Source organism: Streptomyces sp. CA-111067, assembly GCF_050956065.1.
Classification (GTDB): Bacteria; Actinomycetota; Actinomycetes; order Streptomycetales; family Streptomycetaceae; genus Actinacidiphila.
This window is the reverse complement of the sequence record NZ_CP192103.1, coordinates 1,900,153-1,919,506: the sequence shown is the minus strand read 5'-3', so window position 1 is coordinate 1,919,506 and position 19,354 is coordinate 1,900,153. Positions and strand designations below refer to the sequence as shown.

At 72.2% G+C, this 19,354-nt stretch carries 18 protein-coding genes and 1 pseudogene; 11 read left to right on the top strand and 8 right to left on the bottom strand.

The annotated features are described in order from the left end of the window. Positions 1–131: 131 nt before the first annotated feature. A pseudogene (locus tag ACQPW6_RS08390) lies at positions 132–335 on the top strand (hypothetical protein); the annotation flags it as partial. A gap of 162 nt (positions 336–497) precedes the next feature. Here the strand turns inward: ACQPW6_RS08390 and ACQPW6_RS08385 are convergent. The 3 genes from ACQPW6_RS08385 to ACQPW6_RS08375 form a co-directional block, all read right to left on the bottom strand. Then, positions 498–1,649 carry a S1C family serine protease gene (locus tag ACQPW6_RS08385; RefSeq protein WP_433888915.1) on the bottom strand — a complete coding sequence of 384 codons (1,152 nt, stop codon included), beginning with the start codon at positions 1,647–1,649 and terminating at the stop codon, positions 498–500. A gap of 99 nt (positions 1,650–1,748) precedes the next feature. Continuing rightward, entirely contained in the window at positions 1,749–2,582 is an 834-nt protein-coding gene (locus ACQPW6_RS08380) for a class I SAM-dependent methyltransferase (RefSeq protein ID WP_433894466.1), read from the bottom strand. 152 nt (positions 2,583–2,734) lie between these two features. Continuing rightward, complete coding sequence (locus ACQPW6_RS08375; protein WP_433888914.1) at positions 2,735–3,322, bottom strand: DUF3043 domain-containing protein; 588 nt, start codon at positions 3,320–3,322, stop codon at positions 2,735–2,737. A gap of 205 nt (positions 3,323–3,527) precedes the next feature. Here ACQPW6_RS08375 and ACQPW6_RS08370 point away from each other — a divergent pair, with 205 nt between their 5' ends. The 4 genes from ACQPW6_RS08370 to ACQPW6_RS08355 all read left to right on the top strand — a co-directional run bounded on the left by ACQPW6_RS08370 (position 3,528) and on the right by ACQPW6_RS08355 (position 6,997). After that, positions 3,528–4,319 carry a PspA/IM30 family protein gene (locus tag ACQPW6_RS08370; protein ID WP_433888913.1) on the top strand — a complete coding sequence of 264 codons (792 nt, stop codon included), beginning with the start codon at positions 3,528–3,530 and terminating at the stop codon, positions 4,317–4,319. A 9-nt stretch (positions 4,320–4,328) separates the two neighbouring features. Further along, on the top strand, positions 4,329–4,607 hold the full coding sequence (gene pspAA / locus ACQPW6_RS08365) for a PspA-associated protein PspAA (protein ID WP_433888912.1): 279 nt from the start codon (positions 4,329–4,331) through the stop codon (positions 4,605–4,607). 114 nt (positions 4,608–4,721) lie between these two features. Continuing rightward, entirely contained in the window at positions 4,722–6,053 is a 1,332-nt protein-coding gene (locus ACQPW6_RS08360) for a sensor histidine kinase (protein ID WP_433888911.1), read from the top strand. A gap of 272 nt (positions 6,054–6,325) precedes the next feature. Beyond that, positions 6,326–6,997, top strand: a complete 672-nt coding sequence (locus ACQPW6_RS08355) for a response regulator transcription factor (protein ID WP_433888910.1) — start codon at positions 6,326–6,328, stop codon at positions 6,995–6,997. 29 nt (positions 6,998–7,026) lie between these two features. On the opposite strand, the gene ACQPW6_RS08350 is transcribed toward ACQPW6_RS08355, so the two are convergent. Both ACQPW6_RS08350 and nadA read right to left on the bottom strand, forming a co-directional pair. Further along, positions 7,027–7,965 carry a GNAT family N-acetyltransferase gene (locus ACQPW6_RS08350; protein WP_433888909.1) on the bottom strand — a complete coding sequence of 313 codons (939 nt, stop codon included), beginning with the start codon at positions 7,963–7,965 and terminating at the stop codon, positions 7,027–7,029. 32 nt (positions 7,966–7,997) lie between these two features. Beyond that, positions 7,998–9,170, bottom strand: a complete 1,173-nt coding sequence (gene nadA / locus ACQPW6_RS08345; RefSeq protein ID WP_433888908.1) for a quinolinate synthase NadA — start codon at positions 9,168–9,170, stop codon at positions 7,998–8,000. 251 nt (positions 9,171–9,421) lie between these two features. Between nadA and ACQPW6_RS08340 the strand changes: the two genes are divergently transcribed. After that, positions 9,422–9,778, top strand: a complete 357-nt coding sequence (locus tag ACQPW6_RS08340; protein ID WP_433888907.1) for a HesB/IscA family protein — start codon at positions 9,422–9,424, stop codon at positions 9,776–9,778. A 113-nt stretch (positions 9,779–9,891) separates the two neighbouring features. Here ACQPW6_RS08340 and ACQPW6_RS08335 read toward each other — a convergent pair whose 3' ends face one another. Continuing rightward, positions 9,892–11,586 (bottom strand): hypothetical protein, encoded by a 1,695-nt coding sequence (locus tag ACQPW6_RS08335; RefSeq protein WP_433888906.1) that lies wholly within the window; start codon positions 11,584–11,586, stop codon positions 9,892–9,894. 105 nt (positions 11,587–11,691) lie between these two features. Next, positions 11,692–11,916, bottom strand: coding sequence for a hypothetical protein (locus tag ACQPW6_RS08330; RefSeq protein WP_433888905.1), 225 nt, complete (start codon positions 11,914–11,916; stop codon positions 11,692–11,694). A 161-nt stretch (positions 11,917–12,077) separates the two neighbouring features. On the opposite strand from ACQPW6_RS08330, the gene ACQPW6_RS08325 reads away from it, so the two are divergent. Beyond that, on the top strand, positions 12,078–13,055 hold the full coding sequence (locus ACQPW6_RS08325) for a carbohydrate kinase family protein (RefSeq protein ID WP_433888904.1): 978 nt from the start codon (positions 12,078–12,080) through the stop codon (positions 13,053–13,055). Between the two features lie 40 nt (positions 13,056–13,095). On the opposite strand, the gene ACQPW6_RS08320 is transcribed toward ACQPW6_RS08325, so the two are convergent. After that, positions 13,096–14,472: a cysteine desulfurase/sulfurtransferase TusA family protein gene (locus ACQPW6_RS08320; protein ID WP_433888903.1), complete on the bottom strand. Its 1,377-nt coding sequence runs from the start codon at positions 14,470–14,472 to the stop codon at positions 13,096–13,098. 241 nt (positions 14,473–14,713) lie between these two features. Here ACQPW6_RS08320 and ctaC point away from each other — a divergent pair, with 241 nt between their 5' ends. The 4 genes from ctaC (at position 14,714) to ACQPW6_RS08300 (ending at position 19,333) form a co-directional block, all read left to right on the top strand. Next, the gene (ctaC, locus tag ACQPW6_RS08315) at positions 14,714–15,706 is read left to right on the top strand and encodes an aa3-type cytochrome oxidase subunit II (RefSeq protein ID WP_433888902.1); all 993 of its coding nucleotides are present in this window, start codon (positions 14,714–14,716) and stop codon (positions 15,704–15,706) included. Next, a complete protein-coding gene (gene ctaD / locus ACQPW6_RS08310) occupies positions 15,703–17,466 on the top strand; it encodes an aa3-type cytochrome oxidase subunit I (protein WP_433888901.1) in 1,764 nt (587 codons plus the stop codon). Before ctaC ends, ctaD begins: the two co-directional genes overlap by 4 nt. Then, a complete protein-coding gene (locus tag ACQPW6_RS08305; RefSeq protein ID WP_433888900.1) occupies positions 17,463–17,861 on the top strand; it encodes a cytochrome c oxidase subunit 4 in 399 nt (132 codons plus the stop codon). The genes ctaD and ACQPW6_RS08305 overlap by 4 nt, the downstream gene beginning before the upstream one ends. 173 nt (positions 17,862–18,034) lie before the next feature. After that, a complete protein-coding gene (locus ACQPW6_RS08300; RefSeq protein WP_433888899.1) occupies positions 18,035–19,333 on the top strand; it encodes an Ig-like domain-containing protein in 1,299 nt (432 codons plus the stop codon). Positions 19,334–19,354 lie beyond the last annotated feature (21 nt).

Below are 19,354 nucleotides of genomic sequence, written 5' to 3'. Positions count from 1 at the left end.
TGTGTGCCGCGAGCCGGGTACGCCGATACGCTGCCGGTCAGGGTTCCCCCGCACGGCCGTACCGACCGTTCCGATCACACTGATCGCACTTTGATCGCACTGACTGATCCGACTGGACCGAGGAGACATACATGGCGTGGACGTGGCGGTTCGAGAAGGCCGACGGCACCGAGGTGTCGCCCGCGGTGCAGCCGGAGGAGTTCACCACCCAGGGCGACGCCGAGTCCTGGATCGGCGAGGTCTGGAAGGAACTGCTGGAGGGCGGCGCCGACCAGGTCGTGCTGTCCGACGGTGACACCAGGATCTACGGCCCGATGAGCCTGCACGCCGACCAGCAGGACGGCCAGGACGCCAGCCAGGACACCAAGGACGCCAAGGACACCCCGGCCGCGAAGGACACCCCGGCCGACGCCGACGCCGCACAGGACTGACCCCGGCCGCACACCCCGGCCCGCCGGCCCGTTCGTCCCTGCACGGCGGCGGGCCCGGCGGGCCGCCTAGATCGACCCGAGCGTGACCTGAGCCGTCTTCTGCGTACCGTCCCGCAGGTACCCCACCGGCACCTTCTGCCCCGGCTTGTCCGCCGCCAGCGCCTCCGTCAGCGACTGCACGTTCGTGATCGGCGTCGAGCCGACCTTCGTGATCACGTCGCCCGCCTTGAGCCCCGCCTTGGCCGCCGGGCCGCCCGCCGTCACGGCGACGATCGCCACGCCGGCCGGCTGGTTCTGCAGGTCGACCACCTCGCGGACGGTGACGCCGAGCCCGGCCCTGCCGGAGTTGGTGACCTTGCCGTCCTTGATGATCTGGTCGGCGATCCGCTTCACCGTCGAGGCGGGGATCGCGAAGCCGATGCCGGGCGCCGCGCCGCTGCCCAGCTGCGGGTCGGTGGCGGCGAGCGTCGGGATGCCGATCACCTCGTCGTCGAGGTTCACCAGCGCGCCGCCGCTGTTGCCGGGGTTGATCGCGGCCGACGTCTGCACCATGTCGGCGATGGTCGCGCCGGGGCCGCCGCTCTGCGAGTCGCCCTCGCTGACCGTGCGGCCGGTCGCCGAGACGATGCCCTGCGTGACGCTGCTGGAGAGCCCCAGCGGGTTGCCCATCGCCAGCACGATCTGGCCGACCGACACCTTCCCCGAGTCGCCGAACGCGGCCGGCTTCAGGCCGTCCGGCGGCGAGGTCAGCCGGATCACCGCGAGGTCGCCGGCCGGGTAGGCGGCCACCAGGGTCGCCGCGAGCGTCTTGCCGCCGGTGGCGAGCGACACCTGGAAGTTCTTCTCGCTGCCGACGACGTGCGCGTTGGTGACGATGTCGCCCTTGTCGTCGTAGACGACGCCGGAGCCCAGATCCTGCTTGGTGTTGATCTGCACGACCGACGGGAGCACCGCCTTGACGGTGTTCTGGTAGTCGGTCTGCAGATCGTTGCTGCCCCCGGAGGTGGCGGCCGCCGCCGCGGCGCTCGCGGCCGGCGCGCTGCCGGGGGAGGCCGTCGAGGAGCCGGAGCTGCAACCGGACGCGACCAGCGCCGTCACGCAGGCGGCGGCACACGGGAGCAGCAGCCTGCCGGTACGGCGGACGGGCCGGCCGCCCCGCGCGGGACTGGTACGGCTGGTACGGCTGGTACGAAGCGTGGGGTTACGCGATGCACTCATGGGCTGATTGTCGCTTTTGCGACCGTCCCGGGCCCGGCCCGAGGGGCCAGATGGGGGGCACGGCCACCCGCACACACCGCACGGGCGCGAGAGCCGGAACTACTTGCGCACGCCGCACAGGTGCAGCAGCGCCGCCACCGCCCGGTACGGGTCCGTCCGGCCGGCCAGGTCCTCCGCCTGGAGCAGCTGCTCCAGCTCCCGGGGGTCGCGCGGGGCCCGCGCGGTGTCGGAGGCGGTGTCGGTGAAGACCCGCACCCCGTACCAGTCGTGCAGCGGCACCCCGATGCCCGCCAGGATCGCGGTGAGCGCCCCGCGCCGGTCCGCGCGGGTGTTCAGGCCCAGCCGGTTGGTGTACGAGTCGGAGCCGAACGCGGCCAGCGCCGCCGGCCAGTCGCCGAGCAGCGCGGGACGCAGCGCGAGCGCGTCACCGTTGCGCACCAGCAGCGACAGCAGGCCGCCCGGCGTCAGCACCCGGGCCAGGGCGGCGAGCATCGGCTCGGGGTCGGGGACGTACATCAGCACGCCGTGGCACAGCACGACGTCGAAGCAGGCGGGCCCGAAGTGCCGGCCGGTCTCCCGGCCGTCGCCGCGCAGCACGACGAACCGCTCGCGCACCTCGGCCGGCTCGGCGGTGACGGCGGCGCGCAGCGTGCTGAGCATCGCGGGGTCGGCCTCAAGGCCGGTGACCAGGTGGCCCGCCCTGGCCAGCCGCAGCGCCTGGGTGCCCTGGCCGGCGCCGATGTCCAGCACCCGGAGCCGGCGGCGGGCGTGCGCCCCGGCCGGCTGCGGGAAGTGCGCGCCGATCTGCTCGTCCAGCTGCCGGGCGACCAGCTCCTGCCGGACGGTGTTCCGCAGTCCGCCCAGCTTGTCGAGCCAGCTCTCGGCGCCGCCGCTGAAACCGCCGGAGCCGGGCGGCACGGCACCGGGCGGCATGGCACCGGGCTGCTGCGCGCCGAGTGGGGCGCCGGACAGCGGGTGCTGGTGGTAGTCGGTTCCCGGCTGGTAGCCCGGCTGCACCGGGTAGCCGCCCGCCGGCGGGTACCCGCTGCCGGGCGGGGCCGGGTGATCGCCCGGGTAACCGCCGTTCAGAGCTTGCTGCCGCGCTTGACCTGCGGCTTGGGCAGCCGCAGCCGGCGCATCTGCAGAGTACGCATCAGGCCGTAGGCCATCGCGCCCTTGGTGTTCTCACCGGCGAAGCGGCTGGCGAGCTGCCGCTTCAGCGAGATACCGGTGATCACCGAGTCGACCACGATCAGCACGATCACGATCAGCCAGAGCAGCAGCGACAGGTCCTGCAGGCTCGCCACCAGGCTGGCCACCAGGATCAGTACCGCGAGCGGCAGGAAGAACTCCGCCACCCGGTACCGGGAGTCCACGTAGTCGCGGGTGTACTTGCGCACCGGTCCCCGGTCGCGAGCGGGCAGGTAGCGCTCGTCACCCCCCGCGAGCGCCTCGCGCTGCTTGGCGAGGTCGACCCGGCGGGCGCCGCGGGCCTGGCGGGTGGCCGCCTTGCGGTCGGTCGGCGCGGTCACCGCCTTGCGGCGCTGCTGCTGCGCCTCGCTGCGCTTGGGGGTGGGGCGACCCTTGGGAGCCTGCGGGTCGCGCTGCTGGTCGTCTTCGAGCACCGAAGAGGTGGTCGAGACCTGCTCATCTTGGGAACGACGTCGGAACACGACTCCAGGTTACGTGGTTATCGGCCCGTCCCCCAGTCCCTCACCTACTCCCTGTGCCGGAGGACACCGAACCGTGATCGTCCTTGGGGATGACCGTATCCGCGCCCGAACAGTGCGGTAATGGAACCAGGGCCCGTAGGCTGGGGTCTGTAGAGGTGCTGAGGCATGCTGGAGCAGTTGCCGGAGAAGGGGGCGCGCGAGGCCCATGAGCGGTGTCATGAAGCGGATGGGATTGATCTTCCGCGCGAAGGCCAACAAGGCCCTGGACAGGGCCGAGGACCCGCGCGAGACGCTGGACTACTCGTACCAGAAGCAGCTGGAGCTGCTGCAGAAGGTACGACGGGGTGTGGCCGACGTCGCCACCTCCCGCAAGCGCCTTGAGCTACAGCTCACGGAATTGCAGAAGAAGTCGACCACTTACGAGGACCAGGGCCGCAAGGCGCTCGCGCTCGGCCGGGAGGATCTGGCCCGCGAGGCGCTGTCCCGCAGGGCCGCCCTCCAGCAGCAGGTCGTGGACCTGGAGACGCAGCACACCCAGCTCCAGGGCGAGGAGGAGAAGCTCACGCTCGCCTCCCAGCGGCTGCAGGCCAAGGTGGACGCCTTCCGTACGAAGAAGGAGACCATCAAGGCCACGTACACCGCCGCCCAGGCGCAGACCCAGATCGGCGAGGCCTTCTCCGGCATCTCCGAGGAGATGGGCGACGTCGGCATGGCGATCCAGCGCGCGGAGGACAAGACCGAGCAGCTGCGCGCCCGGGCCGGCGCGCTGGACGAGCTGATGGCGTCCGGTGCGCTCGACGACCCGAGCGGTCTGGCCAAGGACGACCTGCAGGCCGAGCTCGACCGGCTGTCCGGCGGCAGTGACGTGGAGCTGGAGCTCCAGCGGATGAAGGCGGAACTTGCGGGCGGCAGCTCCACGCCGGCCATCGAGGGCGGCCAGCAGGGCAGCGGGCAGTCCGCGCCGCCGCAGGACACTCCGCGGTTCGACAAGCAGTAGGAGGCCGGCATGATCGCGCGGATCATGGGCGAGGGCCAGGTGAACCTGGACGACGTCCACTTCACCGAGCTCAACAAGCTGGACGACCGGTTGCTCATCGCGATCGAGGCGGGCGACGAGGAGGGCTTCCGGCACACGCTGGGCGCCCTGCTCGCCGCGGTCCGCTCGCTCGGCACCCCGCTCCCCGACGACTCCCTGGAGCCGTCCGAGCTGATCCTGCCGTCCGAGGACGCCACGCTCGCCGAGGTGAAGGCGATGCTCCGCGACGATGGCCTGATCCCGGGCTAGCCGCCCGCGGCGCGCAAGCCACGTCCCCACGTCCCCCGGTATGCCGCCCCGCGGGCGGCCACTGGCCTTGGTGGGGGCCCGGCCGTCGAACGAGCCCTGAAAAGGGGAGGTCAGGTGCTGCTCCCCGCTGCCAACGTGCTCAGCGGTCCCTCGCGGTGGCTGCGGACGCACCAGGGGACCGCGGACGCCGGGGTGGCGGTCGGGGCGCTCGGGCTGATCCTGCTGGGGACCGTCGCCGGGGCGCACACCTACCGGCTGGGGGCCGCGGACACGGCGTTCGCGGCGCTCGCCTGCGGGTCGCTGATCTGGCGGCGGCGGGCGCCCTGGGCGGTGCTCGCGTTCACCTACGCGCTGTCCGCGACGTTCATCGCGCTGCGCCCGGTGGACGAGCGGATGCCGGTGATCCTGGCCGCGGCCGTCGCGCTCTGTACGGTGGCGGCCCGCACCGACCGGGCCACCACGTGGGTGATCGGGCTGCTCGCCTGCGTCGGGCTGACCGCGATCGCCATGGCCACCGGCCCCGGGCACTGGTACCGGCAGGCCAACTTCGCCGTCTTCGCCTGGACCGGGATGGCCGCCGCCGCCGGTGACGCCGCCCGCAGCGGACGCGCGTATGTCGCCGCCATCGAGGAGCGCGCGGCGCGGGCCGAGCAGAATCGTGAGCAGGAGGCCCGGCGGCGGGTCGCGGAGGAGCGGATGCGGATCGCCCGCGAGCTGCACGATGTCGTCGCCCACCACATAGCCCTGGTCAATGTGCAGGCCGGGGTCGCGGCGCACGTCATGGACAACCGGCCCGACCAGGCGAAACAGGCGCTGGCGCACGTCCGGGAGGCGAGCAGGTCCGCGCTCGACGAGCTGCGGGCCACGGTCGGCCTGCTGCGCCAGTCGGGCGAGCCGGCGGCGCCGATGGAGCCGGCGCCGGGGCTCGGCGTGCTCGACCAGTTGGTCGACGACTTCCGCCGGGCCGGGCTGCGGGTCACCGTCGAGGCGCGCGGCGGCGCGGGGGAGCAGGACCGGGAGTGGACCGGGCCGGCCGCGCCGCTGCCCGCGAGCGTGGACCTGACCGCGTACCGGGTGATCCAGGAGTCGCTGACCAACGTGCAGAAGCACGCGGGGCCCGGCGCGGGGGCGGCGGTACGGATCCGGCGGGATCCGGGCGCGCTGGAGGTCGTGGTGGACGACGACGGCGTCTCTGACCCGTCCACGGACGTGGAGGAGGTCCTGCTGCCCGCGCAGGACCGTGCCGGGCCGGAACCCCGCCGCCCCGCCCGCCCGGCCGGCGGCCACGGCCTGCTCGGCATGCACGAGCGCGCCGCAGCCCTGGGCGGCGTCTGCCGCACCGGCGCCCGCCCCGGCGGCGGCTACCGCGTCTGGGTCCGCCTCCCCCTCCCGACCCAGCCCGCCACCAGCACTGCGCCCGCCCACCTGGACGAGGCCGCCGGATGACCCCGCCGGGACCGACAGGAGCTCCGGCAGCGCACGACCGGCCGGCGACCGGGGCGACCACCTCGCACGGCCGGCCGGCGGCCGGCCGTGCCGGGGGCCCGGCTGCTTCGCCGGGCCGTTCGGCTGCCGGGTCCGCGGCCTCGGCGGGGCGGCCCTCCGCTGACTGGGCCGCCGGCCCGGCCGGATTGCCGGGCCGGTCCGCCGCCGGGGCCGCGGGCGCGCCGAGTCAGGTTGCCGTTGATTCCGCCGTTGAGCCAGGCGCAGCCGTCCGGGTGCTGCTCGCCGATGATCAGGCGCTCATGCGCGGCGCGTTGCGCGTTCTCGTCGAGTCCGAGGGCGGGATGGCTGTTGTCGGAGAGGCCAAGGACGGGGCTGAGGCTGTCGCGCTCGCTCGGGTGGCGCGGCCGGATGTCGTGCTGATGGATATCCGGATGCCGGGTACCGACGGGATCTCGGCCACCCGGGAGATCACCGCCGATCCCGCGCTGACCGGCGTCGCCGTCCTCGTGCTGACCACCTTCGAGGCCGACGAGTACGTGGCGCAGGCCATCCTCGCCGGGGCCGCCGGGTTCCTCGGCAAGGGCGCGGAGCCGGACGAACTGCTGGGCGCCATCAGGACGGTGGCCGCCGGGGACGCGCTGCTCTCGCCTGCGGCGACCAAGAGCCTGATCGCCCGGTTCGTCGCGCAGCAGCAGGCCGAGGGCGGCGACGGGTCGGGGCCGCGTACGGTCGCCGGTCTTGACACGCTGACCGTCCGGGAGCGGCAGGTGCTGGTCGAGGTGGCCGGCGGGCTGTCCAACGACGCCATCGCGCAGCGCCTCGGCGTCAGCCCGCTCACCGTCAAGACGCACATCAACCACATGATGGCCAAGCTCGCGACCCGCGACCGCGCCCAACTCGTCGTCGCCGCCTACGAGTCGGGGCTCGTCAGACCGCAGCGCTGAACCGGGCCGGGGGAGCGGCCACCCCGCCGTCAGAGCAACGACGTGGACGGCAGCCACAGTTCGGGCGGCCGCATCCCGCGCAGGCACACGAAGCCGTCGTTGCCGATCTGCAGCCCCGCCGTGATGCCGACGTCCACCGCCCACTCGGCGGACGCCGTCAGGTGGTTGACGGTGACCTGCTCGCCCGCCGGTGTCGCGGCCAGCGCGGCGGTCAGCAGCCGGCCGGCCAGCCTGCGGGAGGTGGCGGCGAGCGCCTCCACCCGGCCGGCCCGGGCGTAGCAGTAGCCGCTGCCGGCCAGGTCGTCCACCACGAACAGGGTGTGGTGGCGCAGCAGTTCCTCGTGGTCGGCGCCGTGCGCGCCGCCCCGGGTGCGGCGGTCCACCGAGTCCATCAGGTCCCGGTGCCGCTCGGTGCCCTCGTGCACCGCGCCGTCGAGTGCGGGCAGCCGCGCCGGGTCGGCCACACCGGTGAGCCGCATCGCGGGGTGCAGCGTGAAGCCCGCTCTGCGCAGCGTGCGGACGGCGACGGGGTGCCGGGGCGCGCAGACGATCCCGCGCAGGCAGGCCCTGCCGTGCACCAACGCCCTTGCCAGCAGCGCCTTTCCGACCTCCTTGCCCTGCGCGTCCGGGGTCACCGCGAGCAGCGACAGGCCCCAGGTGCCCTCCCGCCGGGACGAGAGCACCGCGCCGACCGGGCCCGCCGTCTCGTCCTCGATCAGCCAGCAGCCGCCGGGGTCGGTCCTGGCCAGATGCCGGATCCGCCCGCGCCGCCTGGCCGCCTGACCGGGCCGTTCCCCGTCCGCAAACCGGTCCTCGTCCGCACGCCGGCCCTCGGCCTCCGGAGAGCCGGTCCCGTCGGCGCCGCCCGTCCCGCCGTACAGACTGCGCGGTGCGCCGAAAGCGGCGGTCGCGATGGCCCGTACGACGTCGGCGTCCTCCTCGTCGTCACGTACTGGTCGCAGTATCACCGTTCCATCATCCGACGCCGCCGGGCCGCCCGTTACGGCAGCGCGAGCATCTGCTCAAGTGCCAGCTTCGCGAAGTGCTCGGTCTCGGCGTCCACCTGGATGCGGTTGACGAGCTTGCCGTCGGCCAGCGACTCCAGGGTCCACACCAGGTGCGGCATGTCGATCCGGTTCATCGTCGAGCAGAAGCAGACGGTCTTGTCGAGGAAGACGATCTGCTTGTCCGGGTGCGCCTTGGCGAGCCGCCGCACCAGGTTCAGTTCGGTGCCGATCGCCCACGCCGAACCGGCCGGGGCCGACTCCAGCTTCTTGATGATGTACTCGGTCGAGCCGACGTGGTCGGCGGCCGTGACGACCTCGTGCTTGCACTCGGGGTGCACCAGCACGTTGACGCCGGGGATGCGCTCCCGCACGTCCTGCACCGAGTCCAGCGAGAAGCGGCCGTGCACCGAGCAGTGCCCGCGCCAAAGGATCATCTTCGCGGCCCGCAGCTGCTCGGCGGTGAGGCCGCCGTTCGGCTTGTGCGGGTTGTAGACGACGCACTCCTCCAGCGGTATGCCGAGTTCGAGCACGGCGGTGTTGCGGCCCAGGTGCTGGTCGGGGAGGAAGAGCACCTTCTCGCCCTGGCCGAACGCCCACTCCAGCGCCCGCCGCGCGTTGGACGAGGTGCAGATCGTGCCGCCGTGCCGGCCGGTGAACGCCTTGATGTCCGCCGAGGAGTTCATGTACGACACGGGGACGGTGCTGTCGGCCACGCCCGCGTCGGCCAGTACGTCCCAGCACTCGGCGACCTGCTCGGCGCTGGCCATGTCCGCCATCGAGCAGCCGGCCGCCAGGTCGGGCAGGATCACCTGCTGCCGCTCCGAGGTGAGGATGTCGGCGGACTCGGCCATGAAGTGCACGCCGCAGAAGACGATGTACTCCGCCTCCGGGCGGTCCGCCGCGTCCCGCGCCAGCTTGAAGGAGTCGCCGGTCACGTCGGCGAACTCGATCACCTCGTCGCGCTGGTAGTGGTGGCCGAGGATGAAGACCTTGCTGCCGAGCCTGGCCTTGGCGGCGCGGGCGCGCTCCACCAGGCCGGGGTCGGAGGGCGCCGGCAGGTCTCCGGGGCAGTCCACACCGCGTTCGCTGCGCGGGTCGGACTCGCGGCCCAGCAGCAGCAGTGCGAGCGGGGTCGGCTGTACGTCCAGCGTTTCTGTGGTGGTCACGGGCCCGTAGCCCTTTCTTTGCGGCGCAGGTGCATGTGCAGCGCGGGCTTTTCGTCTACTTGACGCTATCGATCATAGCCCGTTCGCGTCAGATTGACGACACCAGTTTCGTCAATGTGACGCATTCGCCTTCGGGCGGCGGTGTGCGAGCATGGACGGGGGCACAGCCGCAGCGGAACCCGGAATGAATCCGAGAGGGCGCCCGTTAGCAGTCGATAGCCAGCAGTCCGTACAACCCGGGAGACAAGCACATGACGGTTCAGGACGAGAGCAGCACCACCACGGACGGCATCCTCCTGTCCGAGGCTGCCGCCGGCAAGGTGAAGAGCCTGCTGGAGCAGGAGGGCCGCGAGGACCTGGCACTGCGGGTCGCGGTCCAGCCCGGCGGCTGCTCGGGCCTGCGCTACCAGCTCTTCTTCGACGAGCGCTCGCTCGACGGCGACGTGCTCAAGGACTTCGGCGGCGTCAAGGTCGTCACCGACCGGATGAGCGCCCCGTACCTGGGCGGCGCCTCCATCGACTTCGTCGACACCATCGAGAAGCAGGGCTTCACGATCGACAACCCGAACGCGACCGGCTCCTGCGCCTGCGGCGACTCCTTCCACTGAGTCCCGCGACACACGCGTGAGCGGCGGCACCCGGTGCGGGTGCCGCCGCTTCGTGCTGGTCCGGCCTTGGCGACGCGTTCGCGACGGCCTTCGCGTCGGCCCGGGGGAGCGGGTCAGCCGGCCTGCTTCAGCGGCCGGCCGTCCGACACGTCCACCACCTCGCGGTCACCCAGCGGCGCCTTCAGGTGCACGGTGGTGCTGTAGCTCCTGGCCAGGTCGGGGCACATCGCGCCCGGGTTCTTCACCGTGCCGACGACCCCCACCTCCACCTCGGCGCCGGTCTCCTGCGCGGAGGCCTTGTACGTACTGCACACCCCGCCGTAGTAGGTGAGGGTCAGCGTGTTGCCGCCGCCGGCCCGGTAGGCGGTCAGCTTCTCGTAGCCGGTGCTCTTGGGCGCGCCCGGCTGCTGCGGGCCGCCCGGGTCCACCGGGGTCGGCGTGACCGTCGGGGCCGGCGTGGGCTGCTCGATGAACGACGGCTCGACGGCCGGCTCGGCGACGGTCCTGGTCGCCGCGGCGCCGGGCTGCGCCACCTGGAACAGCCAGGCCGGGACCAGCGTCTGCCCGCCCTCGGTGAACTGCGCCGACAGCCCGAACTCGGCGCCGCGCACCTGCATGGGGTGCTGGTCGCCCGGCAGGCACGGGATCGGCCGCGGCAGCGTCGTGCCCTGCTGGGGCGGGGCGGGCGGGGTGCTCGACGGCGGCTGCGCGGGCGTCGGCGGGACGACCCCGCCGTTGACCCCGCCGTTGACCCCGTCCTTGACCCCGCCGCTGCCGGCGGCGGACCCGGTGGTGCCGGGGTTCGGGGTGCTCTGCGGGCCGGGCTCGTTCGTCGCACCGGGCTTGGCCTGCGGCTGCGCACGGTTGGAGGGCGCGGGCGCCGGCACCGGAAGCGGCCGTACGCAGACACCCGTGCTGTCGCCGGGGTGCATCACACGGCCCGTCGAGTCCAGCTCCTTGAACGCCTGGGCCGCGCTCACCACCGGGTAGGTGTCACCCTTGTCGAGCGTCGCGAGCTGGCCGTGCGCCACCGAGACCGAGCCGTCGGGGCCGACCTCCAGCGACGTGCTCCAGCCCGTCGTGGGCAGCCCGCCCACCACCGGGTTCGCCAGCACCAGCCGCATCGCGCCGATGGTCTGCGCCGCGTCCGTCCTGGCCCCGGACAGGCCGAGCCCGTCGAGCAGCGGCGCCGCCGCGGACTTCGCCCGCTGCTCGGTGACCGGCTTGCTCTGGTCGGGGGCGAAGGTCTGCGGGCCGCCCCTGCTGTACGACCAGGCGCCGGGCAGTTTCTGGTTGACCATCAGACTCGGTCCGCGGTCGCCGATCCGCCACCAGCCGTCGGCCGAGGTGACCTCGCCGGTCACCCCGAGCAGCTTCGCCAGGTGCTCCACATCCGCCTTGCCGGGGGCGCTCTTCGGCCGGTAGACCGCCGAGGAGTCCGGGCCGTCCTTCGGCAGGGTGCCGGTCAGCACGTAGTCGCCGCCCGGCACGACCGGGTCACCGGGCGTCGCCGAGCTGCTCGAACTGCTGCCGGAGTCGTTGCTCCCCGGCAGCCGGCCCGCGCTGTCCGCCGGGACGTACGAGCCCTCCAGCTTCAGCGGCGCGGCCGTGTGGTGCCCGCCGTCGCCGCCCGACGACACCGCCCAGTAGGCGCCGCCGCCACCGGCCAGCAGCACCGCGGCGGCCACCGCCAGCACCGCTGCCCGCGGCCTGCGGGCCGGCCGCCGCGGGCCGGGATCGTCCGCCGTCCGGCCCAGGTCGTACCGGACGTCGTCATGGTCGTCGTCTTCGTGCCGCTCGCTGGTCACCACGTGCTCCTTCGGCTGTTGACCGTCAGGTGCAGATGTGACGCGGCGGACCGCCGGCCGGTTCCGCCGTCCGGGGGAATCTCCGGCGGAACCGCCGGCGGGGAGTCAGTCGCCGAACTCCGCCATACCCGCCACCACATGGGCGGACGCGGCCGGCACGCTGATGCCGCCGGGGCCGGCCGGGGCCGCCGGAGCGGGGCCGGCCTGCGCCTTGCCCGGCGGGGTCTTCCAGTGCGCGGCCATCTGCCGGCAGTCGCCGATCAGCTGCTCGAGCGATTCCGGCTCGGCGGACGGGGACGGGTGAAGAGCTGGGGACGTCGTTGGCCTCATACTCCGACCCTAGGCACAGGTCGCCGGAGGGGTAAGACCTACTATCGGGTAGTTTCGGCGTGTCCCGCCGTCGTCGCCCGCGCGGTAGCGTAGGCGGCTGCTCACCGTACCCAGCCGGACGCCCGCCCTTCCCGCCGTCCCGTTCACAGGAGCCCGCCGCCGTGCGTATCGCCGTCACCGGATCCATCGCCACCGACCACCTGATGACCTTCCCCGGCCGCTTCTCCGACCAGCTGGTCGCCGACCAGCTGCACACGGTGTCGCTGTCCTTCCTCGTGGACGCGCTCGACGTGCGGCGCGGCGGGGTCGGCGCGAACATCTGCTTCGGCATGGGGCAGCTCGGCACCCGGCCGATCCTGGTCGGCGCCGCGGGCAGCGACTTCGCGGAGTACCGCGCCTGGCTGGACCGGCACGGCGTGGACACGTCATCGGTGCTGATCTCCGAGGTGCTGCACACCGCGCGCTTCATCTGCACCACCGACGCCGACCACAACCAGATCGGCTCGTTCTACACCGGGGCCATGAGCGATGCCCGGCTGATCGAGCTCCAGGCGGTGGCCGAGCGGGTCGGCGGCCTGGACCTGGTGTCGATCGGCGCGGACGACCCCGAGGCGATGATCCGGCACACCGAGGAGTGCAGGACCCGCGGCATCCCGTTCGCCGCGGACTTCTCGCAGCAGATCGCCCGGATGGAGGGCGACGACATCCGGGTGCTGGTCGACGGCGCGGCCTACCTCTTCAACAACGAGTACGAGAAGGGCCTCATCGAGGCGAAGACCGGCTGGACCGAGAGCGAGATCCTGGACCGCGTCGGCACCCGGGTCACCACGCTCGGCGCGCACGGTGTGCGGATCGACCGCAAGGGCGAGGAGCCGATCGTGGTCGGCTGCGCCGAGGAGCAGCGCAAGGCCGACCCCACGGGCGTCGGCGACGGCTTCCGGGCCGGCTTCCTGTCCGGCCTGGCCTGGGGCGTGAGCCTGGAGCGGGCGGCGCAGGTCGGCTGCATGCTGGCGACCCTGGTCATCGAGACGGTCGGCACCCAGGAGTACGAGCTGCGCCGCGGCAACTTCATGCAGCGCTTCAGCAAGGCGTACGGCGACGCCGCCGCTGAGGAAGTCCGCCACCACCTCCCCGCCTAGCGGCGAGCCCCGGCCGGCCGCGCCCCGTGCGGGGGCGCGGTCACGTCCGGCGGCGGACCATGTAGGCCGTGCCGCCGGCGGGGGAGGGGCGCTCGCCCTCGTAGTCCTGTTCGCGCATCGCGCACCAGGCCGGGATGTCCAGGCGGGCGGCCTCGTCGTCGGACAGCACGGTGACCAGCCCGCCCACCGGCACGCTTCCGATCACCTTCGCCAGCTCGATCACCGGGATCGGGCACCGCTTGCCCAGCGAGTCCACCACCAGGCCGTCGTCCGCCGCCGAACTCCCGGACGCGGCAGGCCCGCTGGGCGCGCCCAGGGTCTCGCGGACCTCCGCCACCACCCGCGGGAGCACGTCGAGGAAGCGGTCCACGTCCTGCGGCGTGGTGTCCGCCGACAGCGACACCCGGACGTTGCCCTCCGACAGCACCCCCATCGCCTTGAGCACATGGCTCGGCGTCAGAGTGCTCGACGTGCAGGAGGAACCGGACGACACCGAGAAGCCGGCCCGGTCGAGACCGGTCAGCAGCGCCTCGCCGTCCACGTACAGGCAGGAGAACGTCACCAGGTGCGGCAGCCGCAGCTCCGGGTGGCCGACCACCTCGGTGTCCGGCACCAGCAGCGGCACCCGCGCCCTGATCCGCTCCACCAGTTCGGACGAGCGCGCCGCCCGCGCCGCCGCCTCCGTGTGCACCGCGCGCAGCGAGGCCGCCGCCGCGACGATCCCCGGCAGGTTCTCGAAGCCCGGCGCGCGGCCCGACTCCCGTTCGTCGGCCGGTCCCTGCGGCGCGAACCGCGTGCCCTTGCGGACCACCAGCAGCCCCACCCCGGCCGGCCCGCCCCACTTGTGCGCGCTGCCCGCCAGCAGCGACCAGTCGCCGGCCACCGGCCCCCACGGCAGCGACTGCGCCGCGTCCACCAGCAGCGGCACCCCCGCCGCCCGGCAGGCCGCCGCCACTTCGGCGACCGGCTGCACCGTACCCACCTCGTGGTTGGCCGACTGCAGGCAGGCCAGCGCGGTGTCCGCGCGCAGCGCCGAGGTGAAGTCCGCGGCGGCGACCCGCCCGGCGCGGTCGACGCCGACCTCGGTCGGGTCGTGGGCCGCCGCCGCGTGCAGTACCGCCGAATGCTCCACCGCCGAGAGCACCACGTGCCGGCCGGTCCTGCGCCGCCCGGCCATCGCCCCGGCCACCCCCGCGTGCAGCGCGCGGGTACCCGATGGGGTGAACACCAGCTCGTCCGGGCGGCAGCCGACCGCCTCCGCGGCGGCCTCCCTGGCCGCGTCGAGCAGCAGCCGGGCCCGCCGCCCCTCGCGGTAGAGCCTGGCGGGGTCGGCCCAGCCCTCGTCGAGCGCCGCGATCAGCGCCTCACGGGCCACCGGGTGCAGCGGAGCGGCCGAGGCCGTATCGAAATAGGACACGCCGGCCACGCTACAGCGGGCGTCAGGCGCAGTGTCAGATGCCCGCCAGAGGGCGGGATTCCACCCCTTCGGGGTGAGCCCCGGCGCGTTGGACCCCCTCCCCGCGCGACCCCAAATAGCGTCCAGTAGGGTTTGGTCCGCATAAACATCCACACCTATTGAGCCTGCGCACGGGCCGGACCGACCGGCAGACGGACGGAACACTCGACAGCGCGGGCAAAGACTCTCGGGAAGGCGCTACGTGAGTCCCAACGGCTCCGACCTCCCCCACAGCCCCCAAGGCGTGGGAGGTACCCCCTCGTCGCGGCGCCAGGTGCGGCGATGGCTGCCGCGGGTGCTCGCGGCGGGCCTGGTCCTGGCTACGGCCACGGGTTGTTCCTACAAGGACTACCCGCGGCTCGGCATGCCGAGCCCGGTCACCGAGCAAGGCCCGCGGATCCTCTCCCTCTGGCAGGGCTCGTGGGCCGCCGCGCTGGCGACCGGTGCTCTTGTATGGGGCCTGATCCTGTGGAGCGTGATCTTCCACCGGCGCAGCCGGACGAAGGTCGAGGTTCCGCCGCAGACGCGTTACAACATGCCCATCGAGGCGCTCTACACGTTCGTCCCGATCATCATCATCGCCGTGCTGTTCTACTTCACGGCCAGGGACGAGTCGAAGCTCCTCGACACCAGCAAGCACCCCCAGCATGTGATCAACGTGGTGGGCTTCCAGTGGAGCTGGGGCTTCAACTACGTCGAGGACGTGGACGGCGATCCGAGCACGCCCACGGGCGTGCCGTCGCAGCTCTCCGAGATCCCGGCGAACAAGCTGCTGTACCCCAAGGGCGCGGAAGGTGTCTACGACGTCGGCACCCCGGCGAGCAAGAACCCGGACACCGGCAACCCCGGCCCGACGCTGTGGCTCCCCAAGGGCGAGACCGTGCGCTTCGTGCTCACCTCGCGTGACGTCATCCACTCCTTCTGGGTCATCCCGTTCCTGGAGAAGATGGACGTCATCCCCGGCCACACCAACGTCTTCGAGGTGACCCCCACCAAGGAGGGCACCTTCAGGGGCAAGTGCGCCGAACTGTGCGGCGCCGACCACTCACGGATGCTCTTCAACGTGAAGATCGTCTCGCCCGAGCAGTACCAGCAGCACCTTAAGGACCTGGCGGCCGAGGGCCAGACGGGGTACATCCCGGCCGGCATCGCCACCACGGGCAACGCGAAGAACTCGGAGCCCAAGACCACATGAGCATTCTCAACGAACCGCAGGGCGCGGCTCCGGCCGGCGACTCGTATGCGGCCCCCACCCCGGCAGGCCGCAAGAAGAGCCCCGGCTCCGCGGTCGTCCAGTGGATGAGCACGACCGACCACAAGACGATCGGGTCGATGTACCTGATCACGTCGTTCGCGTTCTTCCTGATCGGTGGCGTGCTGGCGCTGATGATGCGCGCCGAGCTCGCCAGGCCGGGCAACCAGTACCTGTCCAACGAGCAGTTCAACCAGGCGTTCACGATGCACGGCACCGTGATGCTGCTGATGTTCGCGACGCCGCTGTTCGCCGGCTTCACGAACTGGATCATGCCGCTGCAGATCGGCGCGCCCGACGTGGCGTTCCCGCGGCTGAACATGTTCGCCTACTGGCTCTACCTGTTCGGCTCGCTGATCGCGGTGGGCGGCTTCGTCACCCCGCAGGGCGCGGCCGACTTCGGCTGGTTCGCGTACTCCCCGCTGTCCGACGCGGTGCACTCGCCGGGCGTCGGCGCCGACATGTGGATCATGGGTCTGGCGCTGTCCGGCTTCGGCACGATCCTCGGCGCGGTCAACTTCATCACCACGATCATCTGCATGCGCGCGCCCGGCATGACGATGTTCCGGATGCCGATCTTCTGCTGGAACGTGCTGCTGACCGCCGTTCTGGTACTGCTCGCCTTCCCGGTGCTGGCCGCCGCGCTGCTCGCACTGGAAGCCGACCGGAAGTTCGGGGCGCACGTCTTCGACGCGGCCAACGGCGGCGCTCTGCTGTGGCAGCACCTCTTCTGGTTCTTCGGCCATCCAGAGGTGTACATCATCGCGCTGCCGTTCTTCGGCATCATCTCCGAGGTCATCCCGGTCTTCAGCCGCAAGCCGATGTTCGGCTACATCGGCCTGGTCGCCGCGACGATCTCCATCGCCGGCCTCTCGGTGACGGTGTGGGCGCACCACATGTACGTCACCGGCGGTGTGCTGCTGCCGTTCTTCTCGTTCATGACGTTCCTGATCGCGGTGCCCACCGGTGTGAAGTTCTTCAACTGGATCGGCACGATGTGGAAGGGGTCACTGAGTTTCGAGACCCCGATGCTGTGGTCCATCGGCTTCCTGATCACCTTCGCCTTCGGCGGTCTGACCGGTGTCATCCTGGCCGCGCCACCGCTGGACTTCCACGTCTCGGACTCGTACTTCGTGGTCGCGCACTTCCACTACGTCGTCTTCGGCACGGTGGTGTTCGCGATGTTCGCGGGCTTCCACTTCTGGTGGCCCAAGATGACCGGCAAGATGCTGGACGAGCGGCTCGGCAAGATCACCTTCTGGACGCTGTTCTTCGGCTTCCACGGCACCTTCCTCGTCCAGCACTGGCTGGGCGCCGAGGGCATGCCGCGCCGCTACGCGGACTACCTGGCGGCGGACGGGTTCACCACCTTGAACACGGTCTCCACCATCAGTTCGTTCCTGCTCGGCCTGTCGATCCTGCCGTTCCTCTACAACGTCTGGAAGACGGCCAAGTACGGGGAGAAGGTCGAGGTCGACGACCCGTGGGGCTACGGCCGTTCGCTGGAGTGGGCGACCTCCTGCCCGCCGCCGCGGCACAACTTCACCTCGCTGCCGCGGATCCGCTCCGAATCCCCGGCGTTCGACCTGCACCACCCGGAGATCTCGGCGATCGACGCACTCGTCAACAAGGCCCCCGACCAGGCGCTGTCCGGCGTCAGCGGCGACCTGTCGGGCGATGAGAGCAAGGGGCTTGGCCAGTGAGAGTCCAAGGCAAGATGTTCATCGGCCTGGCCGTCTTCATCCTGGCCTCGGCCATCGTCTACGGCTACTGGTCCAAGGAGCCCACCGGCACCACGGCGCTGTTCGTGGCGTTCGGCCTGGCCCTGATGATCGGCTTCTACCTGGCGTTCACCGCCCGCAGGGCCGACACCGGAGCGCAGGACAACGAGGACGCCGAGGTCTCCGACGACGCGGGCGAGCTGGGCTTCTTCAGCCCGCACAGCTGGCAGCCGCTGATGCTCGGCGTCGGCGCCTCGCTGGGGTTCCTCGGGATCATCTTCGGCTGGTGGCTGATGTTCTTCTCGCTGCCGGTGATCCTGTTCGGCGTGTACGGCTGGGTGTTCGAGTACTACCGCGGTGAGAACCGCACGCAGTAAGGCCGTCGGCGGAGCAAGACCGCCGGCAACCGCAGTACCCCGGGCCGGCCGGGACGCCGAGAAGGCGTCCCGGCCGGCCTTCGCCGTGCTCGCGGGCCCCCGCACGCTGGGCCGTTGCCCGTTTGCACGCACCCACCGAGCGGAATGCGGCCCGGGTTCATAGCGTGAACGACATGAGCCAGATATCTCGTCGCCGTCGCCGTACGGCGCTGTGCTGCGCACTTGTCGTGGCGCCCCTCGCGGTGGGGCTCACCGCCTGCGGCGGCGGTGGCAACCCGCTCGCCGCCACGCCCTACGACGCCGCGGCCAAGGTCGCCTACGGGGTGGCGGGCGGCGGCAAGGCCGATCCGTCCAAGCCGCTGTCCGTCACCGTCAAACACGACGGGACCCGGATCACGGATGTCACCGCCACCGACGCCGCAGGACGCTTCGTGAGGGGCGAACTCAGCGCCGACGGGCTTAGCTGGCACTCCACCGCTCCGCTGTCCGCAGGGGCGCACTACACGGTCCGGGTCAGCACCGAGGACTCCGACGGCCACCCCGGCCGCAAGACCCTCGGCTTCGACACCACCCCGGCCGACGCGGGCCTGCGGGTCGCCTTCGGCCCGGACGCCGGCACCTACGGCGTCGGCCAGCCGGTCACCGCAGAGCTGAGCGTGCCGGTCAAGGACGCGGCCGGCCGGGCGATCGTGGAGTCCAACCTGCATGTGACGGCCACCCCGGCCGCCGCGGCCGGCTCCTGGTACTGGGTCGACGACCGCACCCTGCACTACCGGCCGAGCACCTACTGGCCGGCCGACGCCAGGATCGACGTGCGCAGCACCCTGAACGGCGTCCGGGTCAAGGACGGCCTGTACGGCGGCACCGACAAGCCGCTGACGCTGCACACCGGCGACCGGATCGAGGCGCTGACCGACGCCGGCACCCACGAGATGACCTTCAAGGACAACGGCAAGGTGGTCCGCACCATGCCGGTCACCACCGGCAAGCCGGGCTTCTCCACCCGCAACGGCATCAAGGTGGTGCTGGGCAAGGAGCAGTACGTCCGGATGACGAGCGGGAGCATCGGCATCGCGGCCGGCAGCTCCGACTCGTACGACCTGCCGGTCTACTGGGCCACCCGGGTGACATGGAGTGGCGAATACGTGCACGCCGCCCCGTGGTCCGAGGGCTCGCAGGGGTACGCCAACGTCAGCCACGGCTGCACCGGCATGAGCATGGAGAACGCGCAGTGGTTCTTCGAGCACGTGCGGCAGGGCGACATCGTCACGGTCACCCACAGCCTCGGCGACACGATGACGCCGTTCGACAACGGCTTCGGCGACTGGAACCTCAGCTGGAGCCAGTGGAAGAAGGGCAGCGCCCTGGGCGCCGAGGCCGGCCAGGCCGCCGCGGCCAACGCCTCCGCCGGCTCCTCGGCGAACGCCGCCCACCCGTCGGACCCGGCCAGGCTGCGCCCCGAGGCCGCCTGACCCGGAGGCCGCGTGAGCGGG